General features: G+C 45.1%; 19 protein-coding genes and 1 pseudogene. 8 read left to right on the top strand and 12 right to left on the bottom strand.

Going from position 1 to position 14,865, the window contains the following annotated elements:
* A partial coding sequence (locus HYR79_08455; GenBank protein ID MBI1821726.1) for an ISL3 family transposase occupies window positions 1–129 on the top strand: 129 nt, incomplete at its 5' end.
* Between the two features lie 18 nt (window positions 130–147).
* On the opposite strand, the gene HYR79_08450 is transcribed toward HYR79_08455, so the two are convergent.
* The 5 genes and pseudogenes from HYR79_08450 to HYR79_08430 form a co-directional block, all read right to left on the bottom strand.
* On the bottom strand, window positions 148–759 hold the full coding sequence (locus HYR79_08450) for a hypothetical protein (protein MBI1821725.1): 612 nt from the start codon (window positions 757–759) through the stop codon (window positions 148–150).
* Between the two features lie 201 nt (window positions 760–960).
* Window positions 961–1,191: a DUF4926 domain-containing protein gene (locus HYR79_08445; protein ID MBI1821724.1), complete on the bottom strand. Its 231-nt coding sequence runs from the start codon at window positions 1,189–1,191 to the stop codon at window positions 961–963.
* Window positions 1,192–1,211: 20 nt separating this feature from the next.
* Window positions 1,212–1,544: a hypothetical protein gene (locus HYR79_08440; GenBank protein MBI1821723.1), complete on the bottom strand. Its 333-nt coding sequence runs from the start codon at window positions 1,542–1,544 to the stop codon at window positions 1,212–1,214.
* A 106-nt stretch (window positions 1,545–1,650) separates the two neighbouring features.
* Entirely contained in the window at window positions 1,651–2,421 is a 771-nt protein-coding gene (locus tag HYR79_08435) for a nucleotidyltransferase domain-containing protein (protein MBI1821722.1), read from the bottom strand.
* Window positions 2,422–2,502: 81 nt separating this feature from the next.
* Window positions 2,503–2,595, bottom strand: a pseudogene (locus tag HYR79_08430) (HU family DNA-binding protein).
* 329 nt (window positions 2,596–2,924) lie between these two features.
* Between HYR79_08430 and HYR79_08425 the strand changes: the two are divergent.
* The gene (locus HYR79_08425) at window positions 2,925–3,164 is read left to right on the top strand and encodes an antitoxin family protein (GenBank protein MBI1821721.1); all 240 of its coding nucleotides are present in this window, start codon (window positions 2,925–2,927) and stop codon (window positions 3,162–3,164) included.
* Window positions 3,154–3,612 (top strand): putative toxin-antitoxin system toxin component, PIN family, encoded by a 459-nt coding sequence (locus HYR79_08420; protein MBI1821720.1) that lies wholly within the window; start codon window positions 3,154–3,156, stop codon window positions 3,610–3,612. Before HYR79_08425 ends, HYR79_08420 begins: the two co-directional genes overlap by 11 nt.
* A gap of 134 nt (window positions 3,613–3,746) precedes the next feature.
* Here the strand turns inward: HYR79_08420 and HYR79_08415 are convergent, their stop codons facing one another.
* Entirely contained in the window at window positions 3,747–3,875 is a 129-nt protein-coding gene (locus tag HYR79_08415; GenBank protein ID MBI1821719.1) for an HU family DNA-binding protein, read from the bottom strand.
* On the opposite strand from HYR79_08415, the gene HYR79_08410 reads away from it, so the two are divergent.
* The gene (locus HYR79_08410) at window positions 3,820–4,053 is read left to right on the top strand and encodes a hypothetical protein (GenBank protein ID MBI1821718.1); all 234 of its coding nucleotides are present in this window, start codon (window positions 3,820–3,822) and stop codon (window positions 4,051–4,053) included. The two genes, HYR79_08415 and HYR79_08410, sit on opposite strands and share 56 nt — an antisense overlap.
* 432 nt (window positions 4,054–4,485) lie before the next feature.
* Complete coding sequence (hemN, locus tag HYR79_08405; protein ID MBI1821717.1) at window positions 4,486–5,856, top strand: oxygen-independent coproporphyrinogen III oxidase; 1,371 nt, start codon at window positions 4,486–4,488, stop codon at window positions 5,854–5,856.
* 54 nt (window positions 5,857–5,910) lie between these two features.
* Here the strand turns inward: hemN and HYR79_08400 are convergent, their stop codons facing one another.
* The 4 genes from HYR79_08400 to HYR79_08385 all read right to left on the bottom strand — a co-directional run bounded on the left by HYR79_08400 (window position 5,911) and on the right by HYR79_08385 (window position 10,156).
* The gene (locus tag HYR79_08400; protein MBI1821716.1) at window positions 5,911–7,296 is read right to left on the bottom strand and encodes an aldehyde dehydrogenase family protein; all 1,386 of its coding nucleotides are present in this window, start codon (window positions 7,294–7,296) and stop codon (window positions 5,911–5,913) included.
* A 15-nt stretch (window positions 7,297–7,311) separates the two neighbouring features.
* Window positions 7,312–8,085: a glucose 1-dehydrogenase gene (locus tag HYR79_08395; GenBank protein MBI1821715.1), complete on the bottom strand. Its 774-nt coding sequence runs from the start codon at window positions 8,083–8,085 to the stop codon at window positions 7,312–7,314.
* Between the two features lie 22 nt (window positions 8,086–8,107).
* Window positions 8,108–9,490, bottom strand: a complete 1,383-nt coding sequence (locus HYR79_08390) for a glutamine synthetase (GenBank protein ID MBI1821714.1) — start codon at window positions 9,488–9,490, stop codon at window positions 8,108–8,110.
* 189 nt (window positions 9,491–9,679) lie between these two features.
* Window positions 9,680–10,156, bottom strand: coding sequence for a mechanosensitive ion channel family protein (locus tag HYR79_08385; protein ID MBI1821713.1), 477 nt, complete (start codon window positions 10,154–10,156; stop codon window positions 9,680–9,682).
* A gap of 177 nt (window positions 10,157–10,333) precedes the next feature.
* Here HYR79_08385 and HYR79_08380 point away from each other — a divergent pair, with 177 nt between their 5' ends.
* From HYR79_08380 to HYR79_08370, 3 genes are all read left to right on the top strand, one after another.
* Window positions 10,334–10,747: a hypothetical protein gene (locus HYR79_08380; GenBank protein MBI1821712.1), complete on the top strand. Its 414-nt coding sequence runs from the start codon at window positions 10,334–10,336 to the stop codon at window positions 10,745–10,747.
* Window positions 10,748–10,879: 132 nt separating this feature from the next.
* The gene (locus HYR79_08375; GenBank protein MBI1821711.1) at window positions 10,880–11,314 is read left to right on the top strand and encodes an OsmC family protein; all 435 of its coding nucleotides are present in this window, start codon (window positions 10,880–10,882) and stop codon (window positions 11,312–11,314) included.
* A 57-nt stretch (window positions 11,315–11,371) separates the two neighbouring features.
* Entirely contained in the window at window positions 11,372–11,770 is a 399-nt protein-coding gene (locus HYR79_08370) for a GNAT family N-acetyltransferase (protein ID MBI1821710.1), read from the top strand.
* Here HYR79_08370 and HYR79_08365 read toward each other — a convergent pair.
* Both HYR79_08365 and HYR79_08360 read right to left on the bottom strand, forming a co-directional pair.
* Window positions 11,767–13,146 carry a sigma-54-dependent Fis family transcriptional regulator gene (locus HYR79_08365; GenBank protein MBI1821709.1) on the bottom strand — a complete coding sequence of 460 codons (1,380 nt, stop codon included), beginning with the start codon at window positions 13,144–13,146 and terminating at the stop codon, window positions 11,767–11,769. The two genes, HYR79_08370 and HYR79_08365, sit on opposite strands and share 4 nt — an antisense overlap.
* Window positions 13,139–14,863, bottom strand: coding sequence for a PAS domain S-box protein (locus tag HYR79_08360; protein ID MBI1821708.1), 1,725 nt, complete (start codon window positions 14,861–14,863; stop codon window positions 13,139–13,141). The genes HYR79_08365 and HYR79_08360 overlap by 8 nt, the downstream gene beginning before the upstream one ends.
* Between the last annotated feature and the right edge of the window lie 2 nt (window positions 14,864–14,865).

Below are 14,865 nucleotides of genomic sequence, written 5' to 3'. Positions count from 1 at the left end.
TTTAACCTCAAGGCGAAACTGACCATGAGAAAAGCATACGGTTTTCGGTCGGTAGAAAACCTACAAATCGCCTTATATCATACACTTGGTAATCTGCCAGAACCGGAAACAACCCACAAATTCTGCTGAGGAGCCATAAAATGAAAGTTATTTGATTGGTTTTGAATTCTTATTTTCCTTTGAAAACTGAACTTGATCCGTGAAGAAACCATATGAAGATACGAGTTTTTGAAAATCTGGATACGCCTTTTTAAAAGACATTTCAGATTGTGAACTTAATACTAATAGGACTACTATTTTTGTCTCATCAATATAAGCAACAGCTTCATTTGTTTGAATTCCCAGATTATCTCCAGAAAAAATGAGTACCTTTGCATTTTTTTTATCTTGAGTGACAATATCATTCCCAACTGAAACACGCATCTCTGGTTTACCTTTTTGAAATTTTAGTTTGTCTAACCTCATAATTTCTTCAATATTATTTCCTCTTTCAGGTGATTTGGTTGCAATATTTTCATACATTACGGATTCTGCAGACTTAAATGAAGATCCTTTTGGATATAATACAGCCAACAGACCAAATTCTTTTCCTTGTGTATTATCTAGAATCCATCCCTCCGGATTATCAATAAAAAAGGAGTGGTCCTTCCCGTAGACTAAACCCGACTTTAAATTAGAATCCTTATCTGAAATATTTTGGAAGTCTGCTGCAAAAACTATGGCTGGGAACAGTATTACAGAAAAAATGACATATTTCATGACCGGCGACCTCCCTCCTGACATTCGCTCACTTGTGATTTCGGACTTTTGGCGTTTTATAACATTAAGGTTATCTTACAGATTGGAAACGGTCAAACGCAGCCGGATTGAGGTATGCCGATGTAAGGTTGGGTGAAATGTGAGATGCCAAACCTGTGGACTTCTGGAAGCAGGTGCTAGTCAAAAAACTTCTTTTTCTTTTCAGGCGGCGGCTAGATTCCTGACATGGAGTATCTCTCCCCGATTTAAGGAGCGCACGTCAGTTTCATTTAAGGTCAAAACAGCCACAGTTTTTCCTTCGGCCGTTACAAATTCCACTTCAAATCCTTTTTTATCTGAATAAAGATGGACAACGGCTCCGATATCTCCTTGCTGAAGGCCATGTTCTGGAATATCATGTGTGAGAACTACCATTTCAAGCTCTTGAATCATATTTTTCTCCTTACTATTTCTCATGCCGGATACGCTGTTACAAAACGAGGGTGATCGTGGCCTTTATCTATAATCCACACCGTTCTCAGCGCCTTTTTATTTCCTTTTGGCGACGAAATTAATCCATCAATGATGTATTTAGTGCCGTGAGCGGTCTCACTCTTTTCAAGAACCATTCCATTCTTAGCTATATTTAGCAATACCTGTTTAAGGGCCTCTGTGTTATTTTTATTACAGCCTATTTCACTGAAAAATACCGATTTTGATCTTCCAATTGGATGAGTTGCAGACAAAAGATATTCGTTTAGCTTCCTTATGTCGAATTCAGCAAATTCAGAGTTTGGCAGTTTCATCTTGTTTATTTAATTATCGGAATTTATCATTTTTTTTGCAAGGGACAAATACATTGCAATTTAAAGATAGAGATCTGAAAATTGCCATTCCAGTCCTCTTATCCGACTATTTTCCCCATGCGTCAGACAAAGACCCCCGGAATACCTCGTCGAGTACCTCCCAGTCTGGCATTTCGTTCGAAGGCGTTCCAATTGGCAGTTGATTTAGCCGCTCAATTTCCCCTCCTACAAATTCATTGATTTCTCTTATTCGGGGTCCCTTATCAAGTTCTTCACCGGAGCGCTTTCGGTTAAGCAGGTCACCCACAACCGTTTGAAGGCTTTGGGGCAATTGATCTCCAATCAATTTTGCAAACTCCATAGGAGGCATATTCTTATGCGCCTCAATCCAGCGGCATGCCAAAAGAGGCCGCAACACATAAAAATATTTCTTAACTCGGACTTCCTCACCATGAAGGTATTCCCGATAGTTTCCTTCCGCCATGTGTAAATAGTGGTAAATGCAAGAGCGAGGGGAAAAGTACTGAAGTGATAAATCCCGAAGCTGTTGTGCGGTCGAATACGCTTCCTTGTAAACGATCGGAGACCTCAGCCACTCCAGAAGTGGTGGATTGGACTTCATGAACAAGCCCAACGTCTTATGAAGGTCCCAACCACTGATATCCAGCCCATCCACCAATGGGTACTCCAAAACATAACGCCGATGTTGGACAGAAAGATACCATTCGGGACGGTGGAGGTAGATGAATCTAACATCCCAGTCCGAGTCGGTCGAGGCAAAGCCCCAAGCACGGCTTCCCGATTCGACCGCATAGAGAACACGGATGTTTTGCTCCCTTTCGATTCGGTTTAGAGTTTCGATGATTTTTGATTCCACGATCTAGGGTCTCTTAGCTCCGGGAGCTTTTAAAGCAAATCGGGTAAAAAATTACGATTCCTAAGTATTGATTGCAGAAATCTACCTCTTTGCGGGGATCTTGATCGCTTCACCGGTTGCGGGGTTTCTTCCCATCCGGGCTTTCCGGTTAACCATAACCAGTTTTCCTAGACCAAGTTGCAACATCGATGGGCTCCTGCACCATGCTTTGCATTGAGCCGGCCATGTTTTGCTGGAGTAATGGAGACCTCATTCCGCGCAGAGGAACAAGAACAGAGTTAGAAAGCTGTCATTGCGAACAAAGTGAAGCAATCTCAAGACTTTACGATAAGATTGCCACGCACCCTTCGGTGCTCGCAATGACATGATTAATAAGTGGGTGCGAAGTCTATCGCTGGTCTTGGGTTATTCAAGAGGTTTGACTTTAATATCTCGCTATGTTATTTTTTTATTGAGCTTTACTTTATCATCGATTTACGATCGCAAAAGCGAGGTGAAATACCATGTCCCATGTTATTACAGCCATATTTGAAGACGGGGTTTTTAAACCTCTCCAGGATGTGCAGATTAAAGAGCATGAAAAAGTTGAAATAAAGATACTTGCCCATGATGAATGGCAGAAGCGGTTTAACCGGATTATAGCAAAAATTCATAAAAAAGCCTCAAAATACTCCCCAAATGAGATAGAATCCGATATCACCCAGGCCATAAAAGAGGTCAGGGAAAAGAAGCGTGCCTGTTAGGGCTGTCATTGACACGAATATCTGGGTATCCGCATTACTTAACCCCTTTGGTTTCCCCGCCAGATTAAGAAAAGCTTTTGAGGAAGGGGCCTTCCATGCTGTGGTATCCGAACCTATTATTAAAGAAATCAGCGATGTCTTGAGCCGCCCGAGGATAAAGTCGCGGTATGGCGTTAGTGAACATAACGTTCAGGAACTCCTGATACTGATAGAAGAACGCTCGGAACATGTCCTTCTTTCCGGAGATATTGACATCTGCCGAGACAAAGACGATGACCTCATCATAGAGACCGCTGTCAAAGGAAAAGCCGGATACCTTGTCACAAGGGATGATGATATCAAGTTCGACAAGGATGTCTCCGCATACCTTTCAAAATATGATATTTCCGTTCTTTCGGTAGCAAAGTTTTTGAATCTTCTGGGATTAAAAGAACCTTCAAAAAAATGATCTGAAATTCGGTGCCCCCTGGAACCTCGATGCGGTAATATTTATCTCTTTTCTCTTCTATTGTCGCGACACTGTCGCCACAATTGGAATTTTGTCATAAAATGGTTCTTAAGAAAAGACCGGGCTAAAATTCATTATTTCTTTCCTAAAACAGAATCTTTACAGGCTTTTCCGATCCGGAACTTTAAGACTCTCTTTGCCGGGATCTTGATCGCTTCACCGGTTGCGGGGTTTCTTCCCATCCGGGCTTTCCGGTTAACCATAACCAGTTTCCCCAGGCCAGGAACCGTAAAGGCGTTTTTAGCCTATACTGGAACGCTGAGTATCGCGACAGCGGATAGCGCGGATTTGACGACAGTCCCGACTCTTGTCGATCCCGCGATGGGAACAATACCAAATATCACCATCGTTAAATATTCGGAAGGAAAACTGGTTCAGTAAAAATTCTGACTGAAAATAAATGATCTGCAATTCATGGGGGGCCTAAAATAGGCCCCCCATTCTTTTATTCTGGTTGATCCCTTCCCTGCTGATCATGTGATAAGCCTGTTCATTCCTTATTCCGAACAATCGTGGAATCTCCTTAAGGACGACCAGAGCGCATCGAAACCCTTCGATATGCCAAAGAAGCGCAAAATGCGGCGTGCAAAAATTTTGTTCCTATGAATGGCTGTAATATGAGATAATTCCCAAGAACAGAGTTAGAAAGCTGTCATTGCGAACAAAGTGAAGCAATCTCAAGACTTTACGATAAGATTGCCACGCACCCTTCGGTGCTCGCAATGACATGATTAATAAGTGGGTGCCAAGTCTATCGCTGGTCTTGGGTAATTCAAACAAGACTGATTTTTTTAAAATGATCCTTTAATCTCCATGAAAACAATTCACCGGTTACTTGAAAAATACAGCCTCCCCGGTCCCCGATATACCTCTTATCCGGCCGCCCCCTATTTTTCGAAACGTTTCAATGAAAAAACATGGCGCGAAGAGCTGGAGACAAACCAGAACAAAGAGCGGGGTCTGTCGCTCTATTTTCATATTCCCTTTTGCGATACCCTCTGTTATTACTGCGGCTGTCATATGGTGGCAACCCGGAATTACTCCAGAGCAGAGTCGTATCTCCATCTGCTGATGAAAGAAATAGACCTGACGGCGGATTTGATTTCGTCCGGAAGGATCGTTCGGCAGATTCATTGGGGGGGAGGAACCCCGACCTATCTCAGACCTGACGATATCCGCCGCCTTTCTCAACATATCGGCAGACGTTTTACGATTGCGCCTGATGCGGAAATCGGCTGTGAAGTTGACCCGCGCGAGCTTACAGAGGACCATATCATCGCTCTTAAAGAGAGCGGTTTTAACCGTCTGAGTCTGGGAGTTCAGGACCTGGATGACCGGGTACAAAAGAGCGTAAACCGGATTCAACCGGAAAGTCTGGTCCGACAGGTCTACAGCTGGATGAGAAAAGCCGGTTTCAACAGCATCAACATCGACTTAATGGCAGGCTTGCCCCATCAAACCGCCGCCAGTTTTTCGAAGACTCTGGATAAAATCATTGACATCTCCCCGGACCGGCTCGCGGTCTTTAATTATGCCCATCTGCCGGAAAAGATTAAACATCAGAAGCTGATCCAGACGGCCGATCTCCCCCCTTTTTCCGCCCGTATTGAATTGCAGATCCTGATTCATGAAAAGCTGTCTGCCGCCGGCTACGCCGATATCGGCCTTGACCATTTTGCAAGGATCGGAGACGAACTGTTTAAAGCCCGCCAGAATAAAACTCTCTGGAGGACTTTCCAGGGCTATACCACCCATAAAGAATGCGACGTATTCGGTTTTGGCGTTTCTGGAATCAGCCAGACCGAAGAGGTTTATGCCCAGAACCTGAAAACTCTCGACGCCTACAATGAACGGATCAGCCAGGGGAAACTGGCAACAGAACGGGGCCTCCGTGTGACCCTTGACGACAAAATCCGCCGGGAAGCCATTATGCAGATCATGTGCGACCTGATGCTGGACAAAGATTCCTTCTCAAAAAAATGGCCTATTGACTTTGACGGTTATTTCTCCGATGCTCTTCCGGAATTAAAAAAACTGGAAGAAGATGGTCTGACGGAGATCACTCCGCAGAAGATCCGGGTAACCGAAACCGGACAGATTTTTCTCAGGAATATTGCGATGGTATTTGATTTTTATCTGAAGCGATCCACAATAGAAAAACCTAAATTCTCCCAAACCGTCTGAAAAAAACTCCGAGATAAGCGCACGCTAAAGTTCGGGCTGAGTTTCTTTGTTTTTTTACGTTCTTCTTTTAAAATGAACGCTCTTCCGTTTTGTCAGGTGGTAAAATCCATAGCGGGAAAGGGTTGAACCCATACCGCTATCCCGCATTCCTGTCCATGGAAGAGCAGGATCGAGATAATCACAGCGATTTTGGTAGATCGTCCCCGCCTCCAGGTCGCGCGCAAAGCGTTCAGCCCGCTCCCGGCTGCTTGTCCAGACAGAAGCAGTAAGGCCATACCGGGAATCCGCCATACAAGAAAGAGCCTCCTCGTCGTTTGCCGCTGCCATTACAGGAACCAGCGGGCCAAAGCTTTCCTCTTGCATGGCTTCAGCATCGTTGGGAACATCGGCCAGCAGAGCAGGCAGAAAAAAGTTGCCTTTTACTCCCTCAAGGCGTTTACCGCCTAAGAGCAACCGCCCTCCCCGGCTTATTCCATCCTTTATCTGGCGTTCCAATATCTCCAGGGCAGAGCGGCTTGCTAACGGCCCCATTGTGGTCTGGTCATCAAGAGGATCCCCGAGCCGGTAACTTTCGAGAACCGTTTTTGCCTTTGAAAGAAACTCGTTATAAAGTTTGTGATGAACGTAAACACGCTCCACAGCGCAGCAGGATTGTCCGGCATTGTAGCAGGCGCCATCTACGATATTCTCGACCGAAAAATCAATATCCGCATCCTCAGCCACATAAGCGGGATCTTTTCCACCCAACTCAAGCCCCACATCGAGAAAACGCTTTGCTGCCTGGCGATAAATATGACTTCCGCCGGGAACCGACCCGGTAAAGGCCACGTAATTGATCCTGTTATCTTCGAGGAGACGTGAAGTTTGTTCATGAGTCAGGACAAGATGAGTGACCAGATTGGACGGCTCAAGCTTTCCAAAGGCACTTTCAAAGTATTGCCCGCAGAGAGGAGTTTTAGCGCTGTGCTTAAGAAGAACTGTATTGCCGGCCAAAAGAGCGGGTATGACCACGTTAACAGGGATCAGTAGAGGATAATTCCAGGCCGCAATATTCAAAACAATCCCTAACGGAGCGTGTTCAATACGACGATGAAATCCCTCGATCGAAGGAAGGATATCCGGAGCAAGAGACTCCCTGGCAATCGAAATCATGTACTCGGCCCGTTCAAAGAAAGTCTCCACTTCCCTTCTTGCCTGTTGCAACGGTTTTCCCATCTGAACAGTAATATCTTTAGCAATCTTCCCGGCGTTGCTTCTGAAACGTTCCAAACCTTGTCTGATGATACGTATCCGTTCATCAATCGGAACATGACGCCATATTTCATAGGCATGCCGCGCATCGGCTATTTTTTTATTCAATAGATTTCCCTCATCCCAGGAAAGTTCACAGACAACCTCCTGATCGTAAGGATTGATGACTTTGAGCGGCGGCAGAGCCATAGGATCTCCTCAAGTTTATTCGGGGGTGACGTAGGCGGCAGTTATCCCCCCATCCACCATAAAAGTTGTTCCCGTGACATAAGATGAATCGTCAGAAGCAAGGAAAAGGGCGGCTTTTGCTATTTCTTTAGCTTCTCCAAAACGTCCCATCGGGATATGAACCAGGCGCCTCTTTTTTTTCTCCTCTGTATTAAGGAATTTCATCAACAGTTCTGTTCGTAGAGGCCCCGGGCAGAGAGCGTTGACCCGAATTTTCTCCCTGGCATGGATGACAGCCAATTCACGGCTGATGGCCAGAACTCCCCCCTTACTGGCCGTGTAAGCCACCTGGGGTGTGGCGGCTCCTAATAGCGCTACGAAGGAGGCTGTATTGATAATCGAGCCGCCTCCCGCCCGGCGTAGAGCTGGAATACCGTATTTGCAACCCAGGAAAACGCTTTTGAGGTTTATTGCCATCGTTAAATCCCACACATCTTCCTCAGTTTTCATGGCATCGTCATCCTGGCCATGCATGATCCCCGCATTATTGAAGAGGATATTTAATCGACCGTAGACCTTCTCGGCCACTGCCACCATATTTTCGCAATCCGCTTTATGAGATACATCGGCATGGACATAAATCGCTTTTCCGCCTTCCGCTTCGATCATCTTGACAGTTTGATTCCCGGCGCTATCATCCCTATCCACCACAACGATACAGGCCCCCGCATTCGCAAAGAGGACAGACGATTCCCGCCCAATCCCATTCCCTCCTCCGGTAATGAGAGCCACTTTATTTTTTAAACGCATAGAAGCTCCTCCCTCATTCTTCCTAAATTCTCTCAAAATATCTCCGCCGCTCCCAGTCGGTAACGGCCTTATCATAGGCTTCCTGTTCCGTCCGGTAAAAGTGGAGATAATGCTCCACGACCTCTTTCCCCAGAGCTTTTTTGGCAAACAAGCTATTTGCGAAAAGATCTGCCGCATCCCGAAGCGTATGAGGCACCCGGGGCAAATTCTCCGCGGCATAAATATCTCCCTCGAATATTGAAGGAGGTTCAATTTTATGTTCAATGCCATCCAGACCGGAAGCCAGGGCCGCCGCATAGGCCAGGTAAGGATTACAGTCAGCGCCAGGGATCCGGCATTCCATTCGCAGACTCTCATCCTTTCCCACGACACGAAAGCCCGCCGTTCGGTTATCATAACTCCATGCAAGACGGGTAGGCGCCCAGGAACCGCTTTGATACCGTTTATAGGAATTCACAGTGGGAGCATAGAAAACCATTAAGTCCGGCACATGGGCAATCCAGCCCCCGAGAAACCAGCGAAAAACATCGGAGCAGGATACCGGTCCTAATTTGGCTCTCCCGGGAAACACGTTATGATTTTTCTTCCACAAGCTCAAGTGGATGTGAGAGCTGGAACCCGCTTGCGCAGTCGCATATTTGGCCATGAAAGTCACACTGATTCCCATCTGGTCTGCCACTTCCTTCAGACACTGTTTGTAAATCGCATGGCGATCAGCCATCACGAGAATATCCGCGTAACGCACATTAAGCTCGTGTTGTCCTAATCCCCACTCACCCTTCGAATTTTCAACAGGCACGCCGGAACGCTTTAAATGACGGCGCACCGCGCCATTAAAAGCTTCCTCGCGGGTTCCTTGCAAGGCATGATAGTCTTCCAGATACCAGCCTGCCGGCTCAAGGCCCTGGTAATGTTTGGCGGCTGCATCCCGATAGGAATTTTGAAAAATGTAATATTCTAATTCCGACGCAGCCATAACGGTATACCCCATACCGGCAGCCCGTTCAAGTTGGTGTTTTAAAATAGAACGGGGAGCTTCTGTTACCAATCTATGATTTTTTTCGTTTTTCAAATCGCAGATGAGAATAGCCGTTTTTTCCAACCAACTGGCCGTACGCAACGTTGAAAAATCAGGAACCATATGAAAATCACCATACCCTTTTTCCCAATTAGCAAAACGATAACCTGGCACCGGTTCATTTTCCATGTCAACCGTCAGAAGATAATCACATGCGTGGGTTCCCTGCTTTGCCGCGTCTTCAAGGAAAAAGTCTGCATCCAATCGCTTTCCCATGAAGCGACCATAGTGATCAGTAAACAACAGCATCACTGTCTCAATTTCACCCTTACGCACTTTCTGGGCCAACTCATTTTGGGTTAGCATGCCGGGAAGCTTTAAACTCATCTGGAATTTCCTTTACTGTAAATTTGATGATTATTCCCTTTGAATAGCCTTTAACTCTACTAAGTATACACGATAAATAGCCACTTTTTAATAATCTGGTGTAAGGAATCCGTAACAATTTCTTCGGCAAAGTTGCTAGGGCAGGGTTAAGAGGAGATAAACCTGTAACGAAAATAAACTCTATGAAAATCAGCTTTTTCCGAGTTCTGCGTAAGGGGCCTGTGCAAATCGTATATTCATGCCCAGAAGCGCCTCTTTACTCCGGATCGTCAGGTCTGTTATCAAAAGGAACTGTTCCCGGCTCTCTTTTACGTAGGTCTTCAAGCGGTAGTGTGTGCCCCAGGGCTTTTCCAGGACAATCACCGTAACCGGCGTTTCCGGTTTGCGGTACGAACTGGATTCCGCAATCTCCGTCAACCGCTGCCGTGCCGCGAAGCCGTCATGGTGGGGGTGAAGATAGAAATCTGCCACGCAAAGGAGGCTTCGACTGCCGCTACTGGCGTTGAAAATGCTGGCGGACCAGAACCGGGAGTGCGGAATGATCACTTCGGTATCGTCCGGCGTCACAAGGTGCATGGCCCGGGCGCCGATGAATTTCACTTCGCCGTAAGTGCCATCCACTTCGATCCAGTCACCCGGCTGGTTTGTTTTTCGTAATAATGACATCTTATATTATAAAAATAAAAAAAAGAATAAATTAGGATCAATCATTTTGGCTTAATCTTACCATAACTTAAACCTCTTTTTCCGCAACCCCGGTTGTGATACCATTTTTGATAAATTCTTGAACAATAAAGTTTAAATAACCACGCAGAACGCCGGTCAAATTTAAAGGAGGGGAAAATGCCTGAAAAAATAAGAAAAGTCGATTATTTTAAAATGGAAGCCGCTAATAAAGCTGGAGAGGCCGCTAGAATCCTGGGGGCTTTAAAAAAAGGGGGAGTCAATTTACTTGCCTTCAGCGGATTCCCGAAAGGTCGTCGGGCCCAGTTGGATTTTATTCCTGAAGATACGATGGTTTTTAAAAAGGCGGCGAGAAAAGCTGGATTAAAAACCGGCGCAAAAAAAACCGGTTTTTTAGTTCAGGGAGATGATCACGTGGGAGCGGTTGCAGACATTGTGACTCGCCTTGCCGAGGCAAACATTAACATCACGGCGATTGATGCCCTTTGTGCCGGTGAAAGACGGTTTGGCGCAATCCTCTGGGTAAAGCCTCCTGATGTTTCAAAGGCGTCCAGGGTTCTCGGCGCGGCTTAACAGCCCCATTTTTTTGTAGTCAAGGAGCAGGGTGTTATGTTAACCTACGTCATCAATATTAAGTATCAACTTAGGTTTAAATTGGGTAAAAATAAAACTAACCTGTAAAAAATCATTAAAAGGGAGGATACGATGTCAATAAAACGTAAAGCTTCTGCCATTTGGCAGGGAACGCTTAAAGAAGGAAAAGGCGCCATTTCAACCGACAGCGGCGTTCTAAAAAACACCCAATATTCCTTTGGCACCCGTTTTGAAAACGGAGCAGGAACTAATCCGGAAGAACTCATTGCGGCAGCGCATGCCTCCTGTTTTTCTATGGCTCTTTCCGGGCAATTAGGAAACGCTGGGATGACCGCCAATAGTATTAACACAACCGCCACTTTGAGCATGGAAAAACTTGATGCCGGTTTTACCGTTACAGCCGTTCATCTCGACCTGGTTGCCAATATCCCCGGCGCGGATAAGGCGAAATTTGAGACTGCGGTCGGAAACGCAAAAACGGGCTGTCCGATTTCTCGTCTTTTAAGCAACATAAAAATCACCGTGGACGCGAAACTGGCTTCCTAAACGCCTCCTTTCCGTCTCCCCCTGTTCAAATTCAAAATATTTCTATATAATGCAGGCATGAACATTACGCTTAAAGAAACCAAAACAATTGATCTTACGCTGGTCAAGGAACTTTATCAGTACGCACCCTGGGCCAAAGACCGCAACCTGAAAGAGATTAAGAAAGCCCTTTCAAACTCTACCCTGGTCATCAGCGCCTGGGATAGAGATCTTCTGGTAGGCTTTGCCCGAGTTTTATCCGATAAAGTTTTTCGTGCGACGTTATGGGATGTCATTGTCCTTCCGGATTATCAAAAGCAGGGTGTCGGCTCGATGATGATTGAAAAAATCATATTTCATCCTCTTTTGAAAACAGTCGATCGTTTCTGGTTAAATACAAAACAGCCAGACTTTTATGAGAAGTTTGGTTTTGTTCAAAGCCATGAGGGAATGGTTTTAGAAAGAAAAGGGAATTAAGAAAGGTTTTTCTCGATTTGATATTTCAAAAGACGATATCTAAACGAGCGAAAATTCAAGTGAAGAAGTTTCGCGGCCTCGGTTTTCACCCAATGGGTTTTTTCAAGCGCTTTAATCAAAAGGTCTTTTTCGATTTCATTGATGTATTCTTCAAGATCAAAACCGCCATTGGGAATTTCCCGGATTTTAATGGAATCCTTTAACGGAAGAGACCGGACACATGATAAAACATCTTCCTTTGTGATTTTTGGATTGGAGGAAAGCGAGATGACGCGTTCCATTATATTTTCAAGTTCTCTTACATTTCCCTTCCACTCCTGTTCCATTAACAGCTGCAACGCGTCCGGTTCTATTCCTGAAATATTTTTATTCAGGGTCTTGTCGAACTTCTTTAGAAAATAATCGACCAACAAAGGAACATCTCCTGTCCGTTCGCGTAACGGAGGAAGGAAAACAGGAATAACATCCAGACGGTAATAGAGGTCCTCTCTGAAGCGGTTTTCAGCCACAGCCTGGAGAAGGTTTTTGTTCGTCGCGGCGACAATTCTAACGTCGACTTTAATATCCTTTAATCCGCCAACCCGTCTAAACTCCCGCTCCTGGAGCACCCTTAATAATTTAACCTGAATGGTCAGAGAGGTATCCCCGATTTCATCCAGAAACAAAGTCCCCTCGTCAGCAATCTCAAACAGCCCCTGTTTGTTCAATATGGCGCCTGTGAAGGCTCCTTTCATATGCCCGAACAGCTCGCTTTCGAGAAGATTTTCAGGGAGCGCGCTGCAATTGACCGTAACAAACGGCTTGTTCCGCCTCGGAGATTGATCATGAATCGCGCGGGCGATTAATTCTTTCCCCGTCCCGCTTTCTCCGGTGATTAAAATATTACTGGAGGTTTCTGAAATCTTGCTGACTAATTCGAGTATTTTAAGAAGCGGCTCGCTTTTTCCTATGATATTCCGCGGAAAAACCAGCTCTTTGAGCTCCTGACGAAGCTTGTTATTTTCCTTGCGAAGCGTTTGCTTTTCCAAAGCATTTTTAATGATTAATTTTACTTCCTCGATTTTAAAGGGTTTAATAAGGTAATTATAGGCCCCTTGTTTCATCGCTTCGATGGCCGTTTCGGTGGTTGCAAAGGCCGTAATCATCAAAACGATCGAATCCGGGGAGACCTCCTTCACTGCTTTTAACACGTCAAGGCCGCTGGCTTTTGGCATTTTTAAATCACTGATCACCAAATCAAAAATATCTTTTCCAATCAATTCAATTGCCTCTTCCCCATCAGAAGCGGCAACGACATGATATCCCTCTTTGGTCAGGACGATTTGGAGAAACTCCCGCATACTCTTTTCATCATCGACAATCAGTATTTTAGCCAATGACCGACTCCTTCCTCTGATCCAAAGCGGGGAATCTTTCAAATTCCCTAAACGGGAAGATCAGCGTAAATCGAGTCCCAACTCCAGGAGCGCTTTTTACGCGGACTTTTCCGCCATGTTCCTCAATAATTCGATGGACGATCGACAACCCAAGCCCGGTTCCATGGTCTTTTGTTGAGAAAAATGGATTAAAAATCTTCCCAATGGCGTCAGGACTGATTCCGACGCCGTTATCCTCGAATATCAAAAACCATTCCTCCATTTTTTTTTCGTTGGAAGGCCATCCTTTTGCGGAAATTTTTAACCTTCCCCCGTCACTCATGGCTTCACAAGCGTTAAGAGAAAGATTCCAAAAGACCTGCTTCATTTGATCCTGATCCAGATCGACAACGCTAATCAGAGGGTCCACCGCCAGGTCAATCCGAATATCTTTCGGAAAGGTTACTGAATGTTTGAAAAGAAAAATTTCCTCCTCAAGAAAGGATTTTAAAAAAGTCTCTTTTTTCTGAAGCGGTCTCGGACGCGTATAGTTTAAAAAATCGGCGATCAAATGGTTCAATCTCTCCGATTCATTTAACGCAATCTGCATTAATTTTTTCTGATGATCTTTCAGGTTGAGCTCTTGGCTTAAAATCTCCATTGAGCCGCTTAAAGAGGCCAAAGGATTTCGAATTTCATGAGCAATTCCCGCCGCCATTTCTCCCAGATGGGCGAGCCGTTCTTTTAATTTCATCGCCTCTTCCAACTCTTTAATTTTCGTCAAATCCTGGAAAATTCCCACGTACCCCTTTTTAAACCCCTCATCATCTTTGAGGGGTGAAAACGTCATCCCAACCAATAACCGGCTACCGTCTTTTTTATGACCCTCTTTATCAAAACGAATATTTTCCCCTTCCGCGCCTTTTTCAAAAAGAGAAACAGGAGACTTTTCCCACCCGAACACGTTCCACCACTTATTTCCAATAATTTCGGAACTCAAAAAACAGGTAATTTTTTGGGCAGAAGCATTAAAAGAAAGGATATTCCCGTCCAAATCAGACGTCAAAAGGCCGCTCCCCATACTCCTTACCACATTTTCATGAAACGCCCGGAAGACCGTCAATCCTTTTTCGCGGTCATCGAGAGCTTTCCTGGTGTCGTGTAGTTTTTCTGAAAGTGTTCCGCTTACAATAGCCACAGTGAAGAAAATCACAAGGTAAAGGAAAAATGAATAAAAAGCCTCTTTTTCAGTCATATTTGGCGGGGTAAAATAAGCAAACCATCCCCATTGATAATATTCCAGGTCAACGACCGACCCGTAACAAATAAACGCGAGTGAAGCAATAAATATTCCGCCCGACCGGTTTAATATGAGCGCCCCTGAAATGATGGAAATAATGTAAAGGAAGGAAAACGGACTTTCAACCGAACCGGTAAACATCACAAGAATGGTTTCAATGAACACATCGACGATCATCTGCCCGATGGAAAAAATAACGAGGTTTTTGACCCGACCCAGTAAAAAAACATAAAGTACGGATAAAAAATAAATGATTCCCAGCAAGATCGAGGGAATGAACCATGAGGAGGGGCGGCTTTGGCCGCCAATCTGAAAAAGGAGAGACCCTCCCAGAAGAAGGGTCATCAAAGCCACGCGAAGGATGATGAGCCATTTGATTCGCTCCCGAAAATCTTCCTTGACCCGATGCGTAGAACCTTTATTGTCAACAACAGTCATCA

This window comes from Nitrospirota bacterium (genome assembly GCA_016178585.1).
Lineage (GTDB): Bacteria > Nitrospirota > Nitrospiria > JACQBW01 > JACQBW01 > JACOTA01.
The sequence above is the reverse complement of the archived record's forward strand: the minus strand, read 5'-3'. Positions and strand labels throughout refer to the sequence as shown.

Bases quoted from the DNA above. Each gene is read 5' to 3' on its own strand.
- HYR79_08360 (MBI1821708.1), bottom strand. From the start codon at position 14,863: ATGACTGTTGTTGACAATAAAGGTTCTACGCATCGGGTCAAGGAAGAT.
- HYR79_08385 (MBI1821713.1), bottom strand. From the start codon at position 10,156: ATGTCATTATTACGAAAAACAAACCAGCCGGGTGACTGGATCGAAGTG.
- HYR79_08380 (MBI1821712.1), top strand. From the start codon at position 10,334: ATGCCTGAAAAAATAAGAAAAGTCGATTATTTTAAAATGGAAGCCGCT.
- HYR79_08375 (MBI1821711.1), top strand. From the start codon at position 10,880: ATGTCAATAAAACGTAAAGCTTCTGCCATTTGGCAGGGAACGCTTAAA.
- HYR79_08440 (MBI1821723.1), bottom strand. From the start codon at position 1,544: ATGAAACTGCCAAACTCTGAATTTGCTGAATTCGACATAAGGAAGCTA.
- HYR79_08370 (MBI1821710.1), top strand. From the start codon at position 11,372: ATGAACATTACGCTTAAAGAAACCAAAACAATTGATCTTACGCTGGTC.
- HYR79_08415 (MBI1821719.1), bottom strand. From the start codon at position 3,875: ATGGTTAACCGGAAAGCCCGGATGGGAAGAAACCCCGCAACCGGTGAA.
- HYR79_08390 (MBI1821714.1), bottom strand. From the start codon at position 9,490: ATGAGTTTAAAGCTTCCCGGCATGCTAACCCAAAATGAGTTGGCCCAG.
- HYR79_08400 (MBI1821716.1), bottom strand. From the start codon at position 7,296: ATGGCTCTGCCGCCGCTCAAAGTCATCAATCCTTACGATCAGGAGGTT.
- HYR79_08395 (MBI1821715.1), bottom strand. From the start codon at position 8,085: ATGCGTTTAAAAAATAAAGTGGCTCTCATTACCGGAGGAGGGAATGGG.
- HYR79_08445 (MBI1821724.1), bottom strand. From the start codon at position 1,191: ATGATTCAAGAGCTTGAAATGGTAGTTCTCACACATGATATTCCAGAA.
- HYR79_08450 (MBI1821725.1), bottom strand. From the start codon at position 759: ATGAAATATGTCATTTTTTCTGTAATACTGTTCCCAGCCATAGTTTTT.
- hemN (MBI1821717.1), top strand. From the start codon at position 4,486: ATGAAAACAATTCACCGGTTACTTGAAAAATACAGCCTCCCCGGTCCC.
- HYR79_08425 (MBI1821721.1), top strand. From the start codon at position 2,925: ATGTCCCATGTTATTACAGCCATATTTGAAGACGGGGTTTTTAAACCT.